The sequence below is a fragment of the Microbacterium sp. K35 genome (assembly GCF_004794375.1).
Lineage (GTDB): Bacteria > Actinomycetota > Actinomycetes > Actinomycetales > Microbacteriaceae > Microbacterium > Microbacterium sufflavum.
In genome coordinates this window covers 1-14,649 of the sequence record NZ_SSDM01000182.1, presented here as the reverse complement: position 1 = coordinate 14,649, position 14,649 = coordinate 1, and the positions used below count along the sequence as shown (strand labels likewise).

At 70.5% G+C, this 14,649-nt stretch carries 14 protein-coding genes, 1 tRNA gene, 1 other RNA gene and 1 pseudogene; 13 read left to right on the top strand and 4 right to left on the bottom strand.

The features are described 5' to 3' along the window. Positions 1-27: 27 nt before the first annotated feature. Positions 28-2,754, bottom strand: a complete 2,727-nt coding sequence (aceE, locus tag DW299_RS07060) for a pyruvate dehydrogenase (acetyl-transferring), homodimeric type (protein WP_136030225.1) — start codon at positions 2,752-2,754, stop codon at positions 28-30. Between the two features lie 153 nt (positions 2,755-2,907). On the opposite strand from aceE, the gene DW299_RS07055 reads away from it, so the two are divergent. From DW299_RS07055 to DW299_RS07045, 3 genes are all read left to right on the top strand, one after another. Next, positions 2,908-2,980 (top strand) — tRNA-Val (locus DW299_RS07055). Positions 2,981-3,008: 28 nt separating this feature from the next. Beyond that, complete coding sequence (locus DW299_RS07050) at positions 3,009-3,896, top strand: TIGR01777 family oxidoreductase (RefSeq protein WP_136036163.1); 888 nt, start codon at positions 3,009-3,011, stop codon at positions 3,894-3,896. Positions 3,897-3,959: 63 nt separating this feature from the next. Further along, positions 3,960-4,913, top strand: a complete 954-nt coding sequence (locus DW299_RS07045) for an L-lactate dehydrogenase (RefSeq protein WP_136036162.1) — start codon at positions 3,960-3,962, stop codon at positions 4,911-4,913. Positions 4,914-4,945: 32 nt separating this feature from the next. On the opposite strand, the gene DW299_RS07040 is transcribed toward DW299_RS07045, so the two are convergent. Then, entirely contained in the window at positions 4,946-5,710 is a 765-nt protein-coding gene (locus DW299_RS07040) for an SDR family oxidoreductase (protein ID WP_136036161.1), read from the bottom strand. 100 nt (positions 5,711-5,810) lie between these two features. Between DW299_RS07040 and DW299_RS07035 the strand changes: the two genes are divergently transcribed. Beyond that, positions 5,811-6,647, top strand: a complete 837-nt coding sequence (locus DW299_RS07035) for a helix-turn-helix transcriptional regulator (protein WP_136030234.1) — start codon at positions 5,811-5,813, stop codon at positions 6,645-6,647. A 12-nt stretch (positions 6,648-6,659) separates the two neighbouring features. Here DW299_RS07035 and DW299_RS07030 read toward each other — a convergent pair whose 3' ends face one another. After that, complete coding sequence (locus tag DW299_RS07030; RefSeq protein WP_136036160.1) at positions 6,660-7,499, bottom strand: aldo/keto reductase; 840 nt, start codon at positions 7,497-7,499, stop codon at positions 6,660-6,662. 71 nt (positions 7,500-7,570) lie between these two features. On the opposite strand from DW299_RS07030, the gene DW299_RS07025 reads away from it, so the two are divergent. The 6 genes from DW299_RS07025 (at position 7,571) to rnpB (ending at position 11,762) form a co-directional block, all read left to right on the top strand. After that, on the top strand, positions 7,571-8,095 hold the full coding sequence (locus DW299_RS07025; RefSeq protein WP_136036159.1) for a PadR family transcriptional regulator: 525 nt from the start codon (positions 7,571-7,573) through the stop codon (positions 8,093-8,095). Between the two features lie 25 nt (positions 8,096-8,120). After that, positions 8,121-8,498 (top strand): hypothetical protein, encoded by a 378-nt coding sequence (locus tag DW299_RS07020; protein WP_136036158.1) that lies wholly within the window; start codon positions 8,121-8,123, stop codon positions 8,496-8,498. After that, positions 8,498-8,878, top strand: a complete 381-nt coding sequence (locus DW299_RS07015) for a YchJ family protein (protein ID WP_136036157.1) — start codon at positions 8,498-8,500, stop codon at positions 8,876-8,878. Before DW299_RS07020 ends, DW299_RS07015 begins: the two co-directional genes overlap by 1 nt. A 36-nt stretch (positions 8,879-8,914) precedes the next feature. Continuing rightward, on the top strand, positions 8,915-9,649 hold the full coding sequence (locus DW299_RS07010; RefSeq protein ID WP_136030244.1) for a zinc ribbon domain-containing protein: 735 nt from the start codon (positions 8,915-8,917) through the stop codon (positions 9,647-9,649). A gap of 22 nt (positions 9,650-9,671) precedes the next feature. Then, positions 9,672-11,372: a bifunctional 3'-5' exonuclease/DNA polymerase gene (locus DW299_RS07005; RefSeq protein ID WP_136036156.1), complete on the top strand. Its 1,701-nt coding sequence runs from the start codon at positions 9,672-9,674 to the stop codon at positions 11,370-11,372. Positions 11,373-11,395: 23 nt separating this feature from the next. Continuing rightward, an RNA gene (gene rnpB, locus DW299_RS07000) (RNase P RNA component class A) lies at positions 11,396-11,762 on the top strand. 56 nt (positions 11,763-11,818) lie between these two features. Here rnpB and ppgK read toward each other — a convergent pair. Next, a complete protein-coding gene (ppgK, locus tag DW299_RS06995; protein ID WP_136036155.1) occupies positions 11,819-12,565 on the bottom strand; it encodes a polyphosphate--glucose phosphotransferase in 747 nt (248 codons plus the stop codon). 81 nt (positions 12,566-12,646) lie between these two features. Here ppgK and DW299_RS06990 point away from each other — a divergent pair, with 81 nt between their 5' ends. From DW299_RS06990 to DW299_RS06980, 3 genes and pseudogenes are all read left to right on the top strand, one after another. Next, entirely contained in the window at positions 12,647-12,889 is a 243-nt protein-coding gene (locus DW299_RS06990; protein WP_136030250.1) for an SPOR domain-containing protein, read from the top strand. A 2-nt stretch (positions 12,890-12,891) separates the two neighbouring features. Then, positions 12,892-14,229 (top strand): type I glutamate--ammonia ligase, encoded by a 1,338-nt coding sequence (gene glnA / locus DW299_RS06985; protein ID WP_136030252.1) that lies wholly within the window; start codon positions 12,892-12,894, stop codon positions 14,227-14,229. An 8-nt stretch (positions 14,230-14,237) separates the two neighbouring features. Next, positions 14,238-14,649 (top strand): annotated as a pseudogene (locus DW299_RS06980) (bifunctional [glutamine synthetase] adenylyltransferase/[glutamine synthetase]-adenylyl-L-tyrosine phosphorylase); the annotation flags it as partial.

The window sequence follows — 14,649 nt, the reverse complement described above, 5'->3', positions numbered from 1 at the left end:
GCGGCAGACGACGGTGTCACCGAAGGCTCAGCTTTCCCCGCCTGCGTTACCGCTGGTGCCGGCGTTCACATCGTGCAGACGGTACTTCTCGATGGCCTGCGCGGCGAGCGAACGGTCGACCGTGCCCTCCTCCGCGAGCGACTGCAGCGTGCGCACCACGATCGACGGGCCGTCGATCTTGAAGAAGCGACGAGCAGCGGCCCGCGTGTCGGAGAAGCCGAAACCGTCGGCGCCGAGCGTGGCGAAGCGGTTCGGCACCCACGGACGGATCTGGTCCTGGACGGCGTGCATGAAGTCGCTCACCGCCACGACCGGACCCTCGACGCCCTGCAGCTTCTGCGTGAGGTACGCCGTGCGCGGCTCCTGCTCGGGGTGGAGGAAGTTGTGCTCGTCTGCGGCGAGACCGTCGCGGCGCAGCTCCGTCCAGGAGGTGACCGACCACACGTCTGCGATCACGCCCCAGTCGTTCTTGAGCAGCTCCTGCGCCTCCATCGCCCACGGCAGTCCCACGCCCGACGCGAACAGCTGGGCGCGAGGCCCGTCGCCCTCGCCGACCGAGACGCGGTGGATGCCGCGGACGATGCCGTCGACGTCCACGTCCGCCGGCTCGGCGGGCTGCACCATCGGCTCGTTGTACACCGTGAGGTAGTACATGACGTTCGGGTCTTCGTGCTCGCCGCCGTACATGCGCTCCAGACCGGAGCGGACGATGTGCGCGATCTCGTAGCCGTAGGCCGGGTCGTAGGACACGGTGGCCGGGTTGGTCGCGGCCAGCAGGTGCGAGTGGCCGTCGGCGTGCTGGAGGCCCTCACCGGTCAGGGTGGTGCGTCCGGCGGTCGCTCCGATGATGAAGCCGCGTGCCATCTGGTCGCCCGCCGCCCACTGGGCGTCGCCCGTGCGCTGGAAGCCGAACATCGAGTAGAAGATGTAGATCGGGATCAGCGGCTCGCCGTGCGTGGCGTACGACGTGCCGGCCGCGGTGAAAGCCGCGAGGGCGCCCGCCTCGTTGATGCCGACGTGGACGATCTGGCCCTGCGGGCTCTCCTTGTAGGCGAGCAGCAGCTCCCGGTCGACCGACGTGTAGTGCTGACCGTTCGGGTTGTAGATCTTCGCGGTCGGGAAGTAGGCGTCCATGCCGAACGTGCGCGCCTCGTCGGGGATGATCGGCACGATGCGGTGCCCGAACTCCTTCGAGCGCAGCAGGTCCTTCAGCAGGCGGACGAAGGCCATGGTGGTGGCGATCTCCTGCGTGCCCGAGCCCTTCTTCGGCAGCGCGTACGCGTTCTCCTCGGGGAGCGAGAGCCCCACGTGGGTCGAGCGGCGCTCCGGCAGGAAGCCGCCCAGCGCGCGACGGCGCTCCAGCATGTACTGGATCGTCTCGTCCTGCGGTCCCGGGTTGTAGTACGGGGGAAGGTACGGGTTCTCCTCGAGCTGCGCGTCCGTGATGGGGATGTGCATCGCGTCGCGGAACGTCTTGAGGTTGTCCAGCGTCATCTTCTTCATCTGGTGGGTCGCGTTGCGGCCCTCGAACTGCGGGCCGAGCCCGTAGCCCTTGACGGTCTTCGCGAGGATGACGGTCGGCTTGCCCTTGTGCTCGGTCGCGGCCTTGAACGCGGCGTAGACCTTGCGGTAGTCGTGGCCGCCGCGCTTGAGGTTCCAGATGTCGTCGTCGGAGTAGTCCTTGACGAGGGCGGCGGTGCGCTCGTCGCGCCCGAAGAAGTGCTCGCGGATGTACGCGCCCGACTCCGCCTTGTAGGTCTGGTAGTCGCCGTCGGGCGTGACATTCATCAGGTTCAGCAGCGCGCCGTCGGTGTCGCGGGCGAGCAGGTCGTCCCATTCGCGGCCCCAGACGACCTTGATGACGTTCCAGCCGGCACCGCGGAAGAACGACTCCAGCTCCTGCACGATCTTGCCGTTGCCGCGCACCGGGCCGTCGAGACGCTGCAGGTTGCAGTTGACGACGAAGGTCAGGTTGTCGAGGCCCTCGTTCGCCGCGACCTGCAGCTGACCGCGGCTCTCGACCTCGTCCATCTCGCCGTCGCCCAGGAAGGCCCAGACGTGCGACTGCGAGGTGTCCTTGATGCCGCGGTTCTCCAGGTACTTGTTCGACATCGCCTGGTAGATCGCGTTGATCGGGCCGAGCCCCATCGACACGGTGGGGAACTGCCAGTACTCGGGCATCAGCCGCGGGTGCGGGTAGGAGGGGATGCCGTTCGGGGCGTGCGACTTCTCCTGGCGGAAGCCGTCGAGCTGGTCCTCGGTCAGACGACCCTCGAGGAACGAGCGGGCGTAGGTGCCGGGGGAGGCGTGACCCTGGATGAAGATCTGGTCGGCACCGCCGGGGTGGTCTGCACCCTTGAAGAAGTGGTTGAAGCCCACCTCGTACAGGGCGGCGGAGGAGGCGTACGTGGAGATGTGACCGCCGACACCGATGCCGGGACGCTGCGCCCGGTGCACCGTGATGGCCGCGTTCCAGCGGATCCAGGCGCGGTAGCGGCGCTCGATCTCCTCGTCACCGGGGAACTCCGGCTCGTTCTCCGGAGCGATCGTGTTGATGTAGTCCGTGGTGGGGACCATCGGCACGTTCAGGTGCAGCTCCTTGGAGCGCTTGAGCAGGCTGAGCATGATCTCACGGCCGCGGCCGTGTCCCTTGGCATCCACCAGCTCATCGAGCGACTGCTGCCACTCGCCGGTCTCCTCCGGATCGCTGTCGAGGGGGCCCTGAGAGTACGGATCCTGGTCGTGGACGGTCACGGGGGAACCTTTCGTCAAGCTGGCAGGTCATGCCAAGGAAACGGGAAGCGACACGGGCAGCCTTGTCGGCCGTGCACAACGCGCGCCGACCTCAGCCTATCCCTCTTCCACGACGTGGGTGCGCATGCGCCGCCGGATAGACTGAGCGCACCAGGGCCTTTAGCTCAGCTGGTAGAGCGCCACGTTTACACCGTGGATGTCGTCGGTTCGATCCCGGCAGGGCCCACCGTCTCGAGGAGACCGGGGGAGCGACCATGGCGCGACGCATCGTCATCAGCGGGGCATCCGGCCTGATCGGCTCCGCCCTCGCGGCCTCGCTGCGAGGCGACGGGATCGAGGTCGACACGCTCGTGCGTCACCCGCCCCGGGAGGACGGCGAGCATCAGTGGATGCCCGGTGTGAGCTCCCTCAACCCCGACGTGCTCGCGGGTGCGGAGGCGGTCGTGGCCCTGGGCGGTGCCAGCGTCGGCCGGCTCCCGTGGACGCTGCGGTACCGCCGGGAGCTGGTGGAGTCCCGGCTCGATGCGACGCACACCCTCACGACGGCGCTGCGCTCGCTCGGCTCCGACGCTCCGGCGCTGGTCTCCGCGTCGGCCGTGGGCTACTACGGCTCCGCGCCGGGGGAGACCCTCACGGAGGACTCGCGGCCGGGCGACACGTTCCTCGCCGACCTCTGCGTGCGATGGGAGGCCGAGGCCAGACGGGTGGAGGACCTCACCCGGGTCGCGCTGCTGCGCACCGCCCCCGTGATCCATCGCCGCGGCGTCCTGCGGCCGCTGGTGCTGCTCACCCGGCTCGGGGTCGCGGGACCGCTGGGCCCTGGCACGCAGACGTGGCCGTGGATCTCGCTCGAGGACGAGGTGCGGGCGATCCGGCACACGCTCGACGCGAAGCTCACCGGTCCGGTGAACCTCGCGGGTCCGACGCCCGCCACCATGAACGACATCGGACGCGCCCTTGCCGCGCGGATGCATCGCCCGTACTGGCTTCGCGCTCCCCGCTGGGCGCTGCGCCTGGCGCTCGGGGACGCGGCCGACTCGCTCCTGCTGCCGGATGCCGATGTGCGCCCGGAGGTGCTCGAGCGCTCGGGGTTCCGGTTCACCCACCGGACCGCGGCGGATGCGGTGGCCGCGGCGGTCTGACCTGCGCGCTTTCACACGGCTCGCCCCCTCCCGGAGCGACGCGCCCGCTGTCAGTATGGGCGCATGGAGATCATCGAGAACTCGAAGCTCACGGTCGTGGGTGCGGGGAGCGTCGGCTCCAGCGTCGCGTACGCCGCACTGATCCGCGGCTCCGCCCGTCACGTCGCGCTCTATGACATCGCCACCGAGAAGGTCGAGGCCGAGGTGCTCGACCTCGCCCACGGGACCCAGTTCACCGGGTCGAGCGCGATCGTCGGGGGCAGCGACATCTCGGTCGCGGCCGGCTCGCACGTGGTGGTCATCACCGCCGGGGCCAAGCAGAACCCGGGGCAGACCCGCACCGAGCTGGCCGGGGTGAACGCGGGCATCATCCGGCGCATGATGCCCGACCTGCTCGCCGTCGCACCGAACGCGGTGTACGTCATCGTCACGAACCCGTGCGACGTGCTCACCGTGATCGCTCAGCAGGAGACGGGGCTACCGCCGGAGCGGATCTTCGCCTCCGGCACGGTGCTCGATACGTCGCGTCTGCGATGGAAGCTCGCCGAGCGGGCGGGAGTGTCGACTGCGAGCGTGCACGCGCACATCATCGGCGAGCACGGGGACACGGAGTTCCCCCTGTGGTCCCGCGCCACGATCGGCACGGTGCCGATCCTGGAGTGGGAGACGCCGGGTCACCCGCGGTTCACGCTGGAGGAGCTGGACGAGATCGCGGTGGAGGTGCGCGACGCCGCGTACAAGGTGATCCGCGGCAAGGGGGCGACCAACTACGCGATCGGGCTGTCGAGCGCGCGGATCGTGGAGGCCATCCTCCGCGACGAGCACGCCGTGATGCCGGTGAGCACGGTGCTGCGCGACTTCCATGGCCTGGACGGCGTCGCCCTGTCGGTGCCGTCGATCGTGAGCGCCGCCGGGGCCGAGCCGATCCGCGCCACCTCCTTCTCGGAGCGCGAGCTGGAGCAGCTGCGGCAGTCGGCCGATGCTCTCACCGCGGTCGCGGGGTCCCTGCAGGCGTGAACTGGGGGCGGTGCACGGGCACCGCCCCGGCCTCAGCGGGCGTGACGATCGGTGCTGTTGAGCGCGGCGACGACGCGGGCGTAGTCCCCCCTCGCCTCGGCGTGGCGCAGGAACTTGACGCGCTCGACCTGCACCTCGGGCGCCTCCGGGTCGGTCTCGATGAGCGCCATGACCTCGTCGGCGAACTCGTCGAGAGGCATCGCCGACTCGTCCTGCTCCTGCCCGGGCATGAGAGCGGTGCGCACGGCCGGCGGCTCCAGCTCGACGACGGAGATGCTCGTGTCGGCGAACTGCAGGCGGAGGGATTCGCTGAGCATGTGGATCGCGGCCTTGCTGGCGTTGTAGGTCGGCGTCGCCTTGAGCGGGACGAACGCGAGCCCGGACGTCACGGTCATGATCGTCGCGGCGGGCTGCGTGCGGAGGTGCTCGACGAACGCGGCGATCAGACGGATCGGCCCGAGGACGTTGGTGGTCACGATCTCCTCGGCGGTCGCGAGGAAGCCGTCGGGTGAGCGCCAGTCCTCGGCGCGCATGATGCCCGCCATGGTGACGAGCACGTTCAGCGCCGGATGCTCGGCGAGGACGGTGCGGGCGGCTGCCTGGATGCTGTCGGCGTCCGCGGCGTCGATCTGCACGGTGTGGATGCCTGGGTGCGCGTCGGCGATCGCGGTGAGCCGGTCGGCGCGCCGCCCGCCGACGATCACGGTGTTCCCGCGTTCGTGGAGTCGGAGGGCCAGCGCGAGGCCGATGCCGCTGGTCGCGCCGGGGATGAAGATGGTGTTTCCGGTGATGTCCATGGTTCCAGCGTCGACGGCTGCGGCTGGACGCTCCAGAGAGGGATCGTCCAGGGACCGCCGATCCCTGGTTCGGGTGCCGCGGCAGGGGGATACTTCAGGAATGGATCGTGATGCGCTGGCCGACTTCCTGCTGCGCCGCCGGGAGGCGTTGACGCCCGCCGACGTGGGGCTGCCCGCGGGAGCGCGCCGCCGAACCGCCGGTCTGCGGCGCGAGGAGGTGGCCCAGCTGGCCACGATGTCGACGGACTACTACGCACGCCTGGAGCAGCGGAGGGGACCACAGCCGAGCGTGCAGATCCTCGGCTCGCTCGCCAGGGCGCTGCGGCTGACCGAGGACGAGCGCGACTACCTGTTCCGGTTGAGCGGCCACAGCGCCCCGGATCGCGTCACGGCGACCGACTACGTGCGGCCGGGGATCCTCCGGGTGCTGGACCGGCTGCACGACACGCCGGCGTTCGTGGTGTCGGTGCTCGACGAGGTGCTCGTGCAGAACGACGCCTCCCGGGCGCTGATCGGCGATGCGGGAAGCCTGACCGGGATGGATCGCAGCGGGATCTACCGCTGGTTCGCCTCCCCGGAGACGGAGCGCCTCCGCTATCGGGAGGTCGATCACGTGCGGCAGTCGCGGTCTCTCGTGGCGACGCTCAGGGCCGCGCACGCGGTCCCCGGTGCGCGCTCCCGCGCCTGCGAGATGGTCACGGCCCTCTCGGCCATGAGCGACGAGTTCGTGCGGTTGTGGGAGGCGCACGAGGTGAGCCGTCGCTTCGAGCAGCACAAGGTGATGGTGCACCCGGAGCTCGGCGAGATCGAGGTCGACTGCCAGGCGCTGTTCACGGAAGACGAGTCGCAGGCGCTGATCGTGCTGACCGCGCCGCGGGGGAGCGAGGCGGCCGGCAAGCTGGAGTTCCTGCGGGTGCTGGGGACGCAGACCGTCTGAGCGCTCCCGCGGTCAGGACTCCTCGTGGACGGCGGGGTCCGCGTCGAAGAGCCGTCCGTCCGGGCGACCGAGTGCGGTGATCGCGGCCACCTCGGCGTCGTCGAGCACGATCTCCGCCGCGGCGAGGTTGTCGAGCTGGTGAGCGAGCGACGAGGCCTTGGGGATCGCCACGGTCCCCCGGGCGACGTGCCAGGCCAGCACCGCCTGCGCCGGTGCGATGTCGTGTGCGGCGGCGACCTCCCTGATCACGGGCTCGTCGAGCAGCGCCTTCGCCCGGCCGATCGGACTCCACGCCTCGGTGATGATCCCCTGGGCGCGGTGGTGGGCGAGCTGCTCCTCCTGGGGGAAGTACGGGTGTACCTCGATCTGGTTGACCACGGGGCGGACGCCGGTCTCCCTCTCGATGCGCTCCAGGTGCTCCGGCAGGAAGTTCGACACGCCGATCTGCCGCACGACGCCGCGGGACTGGGCCTCGACGAGCGCGGTCCATGCGGGGACGTACTCGTCCTGGTGCGGGTTCGGCCAGTGGATCAGATGGAGATCGGTCGCATCGAGCCCGAGCCGGGAGCGGCTCTCCTCGATGCTGATCCGCGCCCGGTCCGCGGGGTGGTGTCGGCCGGGCAGCTTGGTGGTGACGATGATCTCGGCGCGGTCGACGTCGGCGGCGGCGACACCGCGCCCGACGGACCCCTCGTTCTCGTAGTTGAAGGCCGTGTCGATGAGGCGGTAGCCCGCGCCGATGGCCGCGGCGACGGCGTCGGCTCCCGCATCGCCGTCGAGGCGATAGGTGCCCAGCCCGATCGCGGGAAGGGTGAAGCCGTTGTGGGCGGTGACGGTGGGGATGGCGGGCATCGGTGCTCCTTCGGTGGCTTGTGTTCAGCGTAGGCCTTGTCCGCAATATCCCTAAGAGGTATATCTGGAGCATGCAGTTCCTCATCCTCGGGATCCTTCTGGACGCTCCGCTCACGCTCTACGACGTGCACAAGCGGTTCCGCGCCGGGATCTCGCTCTTCTACGCCGCGAGCTTCGGAAGCATCCAGCGCGCCCTCCGTCAGCTCGAGTCGCAGGGCTGGGCACGCGTGGACGAGGCGGCCGCGAACGGTCGGGGAAGGAAGCTGTACCGCGTGACGGCGGAGGGGCGTCGGTCCTGGCACACGTGGATGACGTCGCCGCTCACCGGATCCGACCCCGAGCCCCTGATGCTCGCGCGGATCCACCTCCTGGGTCACCTCCCGCCCGCGGAGCGTCCGCTGTGCGTCGAGGTCATCCGCACACGGATCGCGGAGGACCAGTCCCGGCTCGCCGCCCTGGCGGAGGAGCTCGATGCGACCGACGTGCCTGAGGCCGTGCGCGAGCTGTACCGCTTCCGTCGCGCGACCCTCGACTACGGTCTCCGCTCGCACGGGCTCGCGCTCTCCTGGCTCGACGATCTCGACCTGTCCGCATGACTCCCGACACCCTGGAGGTCTCCGCATGCTCGCCGTCGCTCTGACGGGCGCCCTCGTCCTTCTCGCGGCTCTGACGCTGTTCCAGGTCGCCCTCATCTTCGGCGCGCCGCTCGGCCGCTTCGCCTGGGGCGGTGCGCACCGCGTTCTGCCCGTGCGGCTCCGCGTCGGCAGCATCGTCTCGGTCGTCCTCTACGCCGGGTTCGCCGCACTGCTGCTGAGCCGTGCGGGAGTCATCGCCGGGGGTGAGCTGCCCGTCGTCGTCGTGTTGTGCTGGGTGCTGTTCGCGTACTTCGTGATCGGGATCCTGCTCAATGCGATCTCGCGGAGTCCCGCGGAACGGTGGACCATGACTCCGGTGTGCGTGATGCTGGCAGGCATGACCCTGATCGTCGCGCTCTCGTGATGTCGTCCGCACGCTGCCCCTGCGGCTCCGGCAACCCGTTCGACGAGTGCTGCGCGCCCCTTCTCGGAGGTGCGCCCGCTCCGACCGCTGAGCGGCTCATGCGCTCCCGCTACACCGCTTTCTCCCGGGAGGACGCCGCGTACCTGCTGCGCACCTGGCATCCGAGCACGCGGCCCCGCGACGTCGAGTTCGACCGGGGTCTGGAGTGGCGTCGGCTGCTGATCGTCGACCGCGTGGCCGGGGGACCGTTCGACCGCGACGGCGTCGTGGAGTTCGAGGCGTTCTGGCGGCACGGCCCCGAGCGCGGCTCCCTGCGCGAGCGCAGCCGATTCGTCCGCGAGGGCCGGACGTGGCTCTACGTCGACGGCGTCATCGGCTGAGGCCCGGACGACGGCCGACCGACTAGATTTGTGAGCGTGAACGCCACCCCGGAGAACCAGCGCACCCTGCTCGACATCGCGGACCTCGACCGGCGCATCGCGCAGGCCGAGCGTGCTCGCACCCAGCCGAGTCAGGCGGCGCGGATCACCGAGCTCGTCGCCGTCCGCCAGGAGCAGCTCCGCGAGCTCACGGTCCTCACCGGCGCGCGGGACGATGCGCGTGCGGAACTCGCGCGGCTGGAGTCCGATGTGTCTCTGGCCGAACAGCGCCGTGACCGCGACACCGCGCGTCTGGCGGCGGCGACCAACGCGAAGGAGGCGCAGGCGCTCGAGCACGAGCTCGCCAGCCTGGCCAAGCGCCTGAGCGACCTGGAAGACGCGGAGCTCGACGTGATGGGGCGCGTGGAAGAGGCCGATGCCGCCGTCGCCGCTCAGCAGGCGCTGCTCGACACGACCACGACCGAGGGCACGGCCCTGACCGCGCAGGCGAAGGCCGACGTGGCGGCGGCCACCGAGCTCGGCGCTCAGCTGACGCGTGACCGGGAGGCCGTCGCCGGCTCGATCCCCGCCCCGCTGCTGGCGGAGTACGACCGCCGCGCGCAGAACAGCGCGGGGGCGGCGCTCCTCACCCGCGGCACCTGCGAGGGCTGCCGCATGATGCTCCCTGGCACCGACCTCAACGAGATCCGCCGAGCCCCGGAGGACGCCGTGGTCTCCTGCCCCGAGTGCGGCTGCATCCTCGTCCGCACCGAGGAGTCGGGGCTCTCGTGAGCGCATCCGTCGTGCACCGCCGATGACGGTGCCGGCGTCGGGCACGGAGCGCCGCATCGCCCTGATCGCGCTCGGGGCGGCCGAGTACGCGGCGGTCGAGCTCGACGAGCACGACCGGGAGAGCGGTCGGACGCTCGTGCCCGCGGGCGAACTCGCGTCCTGGGTCGCCGCGACGGAGGCGGAGGACGGCCCCCGGTGGATCCTGCGCTCGGCCGCCGAGGTGTACGCACTGCTGCTGCGGGAGGGAGTCCGCATCGGCCGCAGTCACGACCTGGTCCTGTGCCATGCGATCCTGCGGGACACCGCGACGGTGCCCGCGCCGCTGCCTCCGTCTGCCGCCTGGGAGCCGCGGCAGCCCGCGGACGCGACGCCCTCCCTGTTCGACGTGTTCGACGAGGAATCGGGGGAGCCGGCGGTCGTCGCGGCCCTGGAGCAGTACCGCGCGCAACGCCGGGTGATCGCCGCCGCGCGGGACGGTCGGCTGACGCTCCTGTGCGCCGCCGAGTCCGCAGGTGGCCTGATCGCCGAGGAGATGCGCGCCGCCGGGTTGCCCTGGAACACCGAGGTGCACGACGCGATCCTCACCGAGGCCCTCGGCGCCCGGCCCGCGGGCGGCGGTCTTCCCCGGCACATGGTGGAGCGTGCGGACGAGGTGCGAGCGCTACTCGGCGATGCGACTCTCCACCTGGACAGCCAGCCCAAGCTGCTGCGCGCCCTGCATCGCGTCGGAGTGCAGGTCGAGTCCACGAGCAAGTGGGAGCTGTCGACGCAGGACCATCCCGTCGTCGAACCGCTGCTGGCGTACAAGAAGCTGTCCCGGCTGCTGAGCGCGAACGGGTGGACGTGGCTGTCCGAGTGGGTGCACGAGGGGCGGTTCCGTCCGGTCTACATCCCCGGTGGCGTGGTCACGGGGCGCTGGGCCTCGGCCGGCGGGGGAGCGCTGCAGCTGCCGCGGAACCTGCGACCCGCCGTGCGGGCCGACCCCGGATGGACGCTGGTGGTCGCGGATGTCGCGCAGCTGGAGCCGAGGATGCTGGCGGCCATGGCGGCGGACGAAGCGATGGCCGAGGCGGCGCGCGGTGGCGACCTCTACGCGGGTGTCGTGGCGTCGGGCGCGGTCGCGACCCGTGAAGAGGCGAAGTATGCGGTGCTCGGGGCCATGTACGGCGCGACGAGCGGCGACAGCGGCCGTCTGGTGCCACGGTTGCGCCGCGTATACCCGCGCGCCATGGCCCTCGTCGACGAAGCGGCGCGCACGGGCGAGGACGGCGGGATCGTCTCGACGTGGCTGGGCCGGTCCTCGCCGCGGCCGTCGGACGAGTGGATGCGGTTGCAGTCGGATGCGACGGCCGCGGAGGCCGATCCCGCCGTGGTGGCCCTCGCTCGTCGGCGAGCCCGGGACTGGGGACGCTTCACCCGCAACTTCGTGGTGCAGGGCACGGCGGCCGAGTGGTCGCTCATCTGGCTCGCCGAGATCCGACACCGGCTGCAGCAGCTGCCGCCCGTGTTCGGGGCCGCCGAGGCCTCCGGCCCGTTTGCCCGCGAGCCGCATCTGGCGTTCTTCCTGCACGACGAGATCATCGTGCATACCCCGCGCGAGCACGCCGAGGCCGCCGCGGCGGCGGTGCGGGAGGCAGCGGAGGTCGCGACGACCCGCCTGTTCGGCACGTTCCCGATCGAGGTGCCGCTCGACCTGCGCATCGCGGATTCCGCGGAGAAGTGAGCGCCGTAGACTGGAGGGGCGAATGGGTCGGCTGGACGGTCGCGTGGCGGGTGACCGCACCGAGGAACGTCCGGGCTCCACAGGGCAGGGCGGTGGGTAACACCCACCCGGAGTGATCCGCGAGAAAGTGCCACAGAGAGCAGACCGCCCGTGATCCTCGGATCGCGGGTAAGGGTGAAAGGGTGGTGTAAGAGACCACCGGGGGCCGTGGTGACACGGCCCGCCAGGTAAACCTCGCCCGGAGCAAGGTCAGACAGAGGATGTTGACGCGGCCCGCCGAGTCCTCGGGTAGACCGCTGGAGCGGCACGGCAACGTGTCGCCGAGAGAGATGGCCGTCGAAGGGGCGAAGAACCCCGGAACAGAACCCGGCGTACAGGCCGGCCCATTCGCCCCACGAGGAAAGGCCCCGCAGATGCTCTGCGGGGCCTTCCACGTGTCGCTGGTGTCAGTCGCCGGCGAGTGACGCGGCGCCGATGATGCCCGAGTTGTTGCGGTGGATCGCCGGGACGATCGGGGTCTTGAGGTCGAGCAGCGGGAGGAAGTCGCCCGCGTTCTTCGACACCCCGCCGCCGACCACGAAGAGGTCGGGGCTGAAGATGAACTCGATGTGGGAGTAGAACTCCTGCAGCCGCTCCGCCCACTCGGCCCAGCTGAGCCCTTCGCGCTCGCGGGCGGAGGTGGCCGCCCAGGTCTCCACCGACTCGAAGCCGCGGAAGTTGAGGTGGCCGAGCTCGGTGTTGGGCAGCAGCACGCCGTCGTAGAGGAAGGCCGATCCGATCCCGGTTCCGAGAGTGGTGAGCAGCGTGAAGCCGATCACGTCGCGCGCGGCACCGTGGCGAGCCTCGGCCACACCCGCCGCGTCGGCGTCGTTCACGAACACGATGTTGCGGCCGAGCCCGTCGCGGAAGAACCGCTCCGCGTCGAAGTCGATCCACTTCTTCGACACGTTGGCGGCGGACAGGGTCTTGCCGCGCTTGACGATCGCCGGGAAGGCCACGCCGAGGGGGAGCGTCGACTCGTGCACGTCGAGGGTCTTGAGCACGGTCTGCACGGCGAGGAGCACGTCCTCCGGCGCCGCACCTTCCGGGGTGGGCACGCGTACCCGATCCGAGGCCATGGTGCCGTGTTCGAGGTCGACGATTCCCGCTTTGATACCCGTGCCGCCGATGTCGACGCCGATCGCTTTTGCCATGGCCGATAGCTTAGCGACCGCTGTGTGCGCCAGTAGGATCGATGACATCACCCGAACGACTCGCGGGAAGAAGGAGAAGCCATGACCGACGGCGATCACAAGTACTGGTACAACTCCGCCACGGGCGAGGTCGAGTTCGGCATGCTGTCGCCCTCGATCGACCGCGTCGGCCCCTTCGACACCGAGGCCGAGGCGCGTCGTGCGCCCGAGGTCCTCCAGGAGCGGTCGCGTGCCTGGGCCGAGGAGGAGGCCGCGGAGCAGGGCTGGGACGCGAAGCCGTCGAGCGGCTTCGGCTCCGACGCGAAGGGCCAGGGCGCAGAGTAGCCATGGACAAGCAGAGGGACTTCGTGCTTCGCACGATCGAGGAGCGCGGCGTCAAGTTCGTGCGGCTGTGGTTCACCGACGTGATCGGCACGCTGAAGTCGGTCGCGATCGCGCCGGCCGAGGTCGAGGGGGCGTTCGCGGAGGGCATCGGCTTCGACGGCTCGGCCATCGAGGGCCTCACCCGCACGTACGAGTCCGATCTGCTGGCGCAGCCCGACCCGACCACGTTCCAGACGCTGCCGTGGCGCGGGGAGATCGACCCGACGGCGCGCATGTTCTGCGACCTCACCACCCCGGACGGGCAGCCGGCGGTGGCGGATCCGCGTCACGTGCTCAAGCGCGCGCTCGCGAAGGCCGCTGACGCGGGCTTCACGTTCTACACGCACCCGGAGATCGAGTTCTACCTGCTCAAGTCCTCGTCGTTCGGGCCCGAGGGTCCGGTCCCGGTCGACTCCGCCGGGTACTTCGACAACGTGCCGGGCGGTACGGCCCATGACTTCCGGCGCCGCTCGGTGCGCATGCTCGAAGACCTCGGCATCTCGGTGGAGTTCAGCCACCACGAGGGCGGTCCCGGTCAGAACGAGATCGACCTGCGCTACGCCGACGCCCTCACCACGGCCGACAACGTCATGACGTTCCGCACCGTGATCAAGGAGGTGGCCATCGAGCAGGGCGTGTACGCCACGTTCATGCCGAAGCCGCTCAGCGGTCAGCCCGGCAGCGGCATGCACACGCACATGTCGCTGTTCGAGGGCGATCAGAACGCGTTCTACGAGGAGGGGGCGAAGTACCAGCTGTCCAAGACGGGCCGTCACTTCATCGCCGGGCTCCTGCGGCACGCGAACGAGATCTCCGCCGTGACCAACCAGTTCGTCAACTCGTACAAGCGGCTGTGGGGCGGCGACGAGGCCCCCAGCTTCATCACGTGGGGTCACAACAACCGTTCGGCGCTCGTCCGGGTGCCGATGTACAAGCCGAACAAGGGGCAGTCGTCGCGCGTGGAGTACCGCGCGCTCGACTCGGCCGCGAACCCCTACCTGGCTTACGCGCTCATGCTCGCCGCAGGCCTCAAGGGCATCGAGGAGGGGTACGAGCTGCCGCCGGAGGCCGAGGACAACGTGTGGGCGCTGAGCGACGCCGAGCGCCGTGCGCTGGGCTACTCCGCCCTGCCCGCGAGCCTCGACCACGCGCTGGAGTACATGGAGGAGTCCGAGCTCGTGGCCGAGACGCTGGGCGAGCAGGTGTTCAACTACGTGCTGCTCAACAAGCGCAAGGAGTGGGAGGCGTACCGCGGGCAGGTCACGCCGCTGGAGCTGAAGAACAACCTCGAGCTCCTCTGAGGCGCGGCATGGCCCGACCCGACGCCTCCGTCTCGCTCTCCGCGCTCGCACGGATCGGTTTCTCCGAGCTGTCCGAGGCCGCCGCGTCGCTGGCAGAGCTGGAGTCGTTGCTGGACCGACCCCGTGCGGGGCTGCTCGACGGCATGGGCGCCGCAGACCCGGATGCGGCGGTGCGCGGACTGCTCCGGGTGGCGCGCCGTGACCCGGAGGCGGTGCGGCCGCTCGTCGACGATGCGGAGACGCGCCGCACGGTGTGGCGGGTGTTCGGCGCCTCGACCGGGCTCGCCGAGTTCTTCCTGCGCCACCCCGCACAGCTCTCCGTGCTCAGCGAGCCCGTGTCAGCGCTGCCATCGGCCGACGCGCTGCGCAGCCGCCTCCTCGCCGCCGTGGACGCCAGCGACGGTGTCGCGGCGGCGAGGA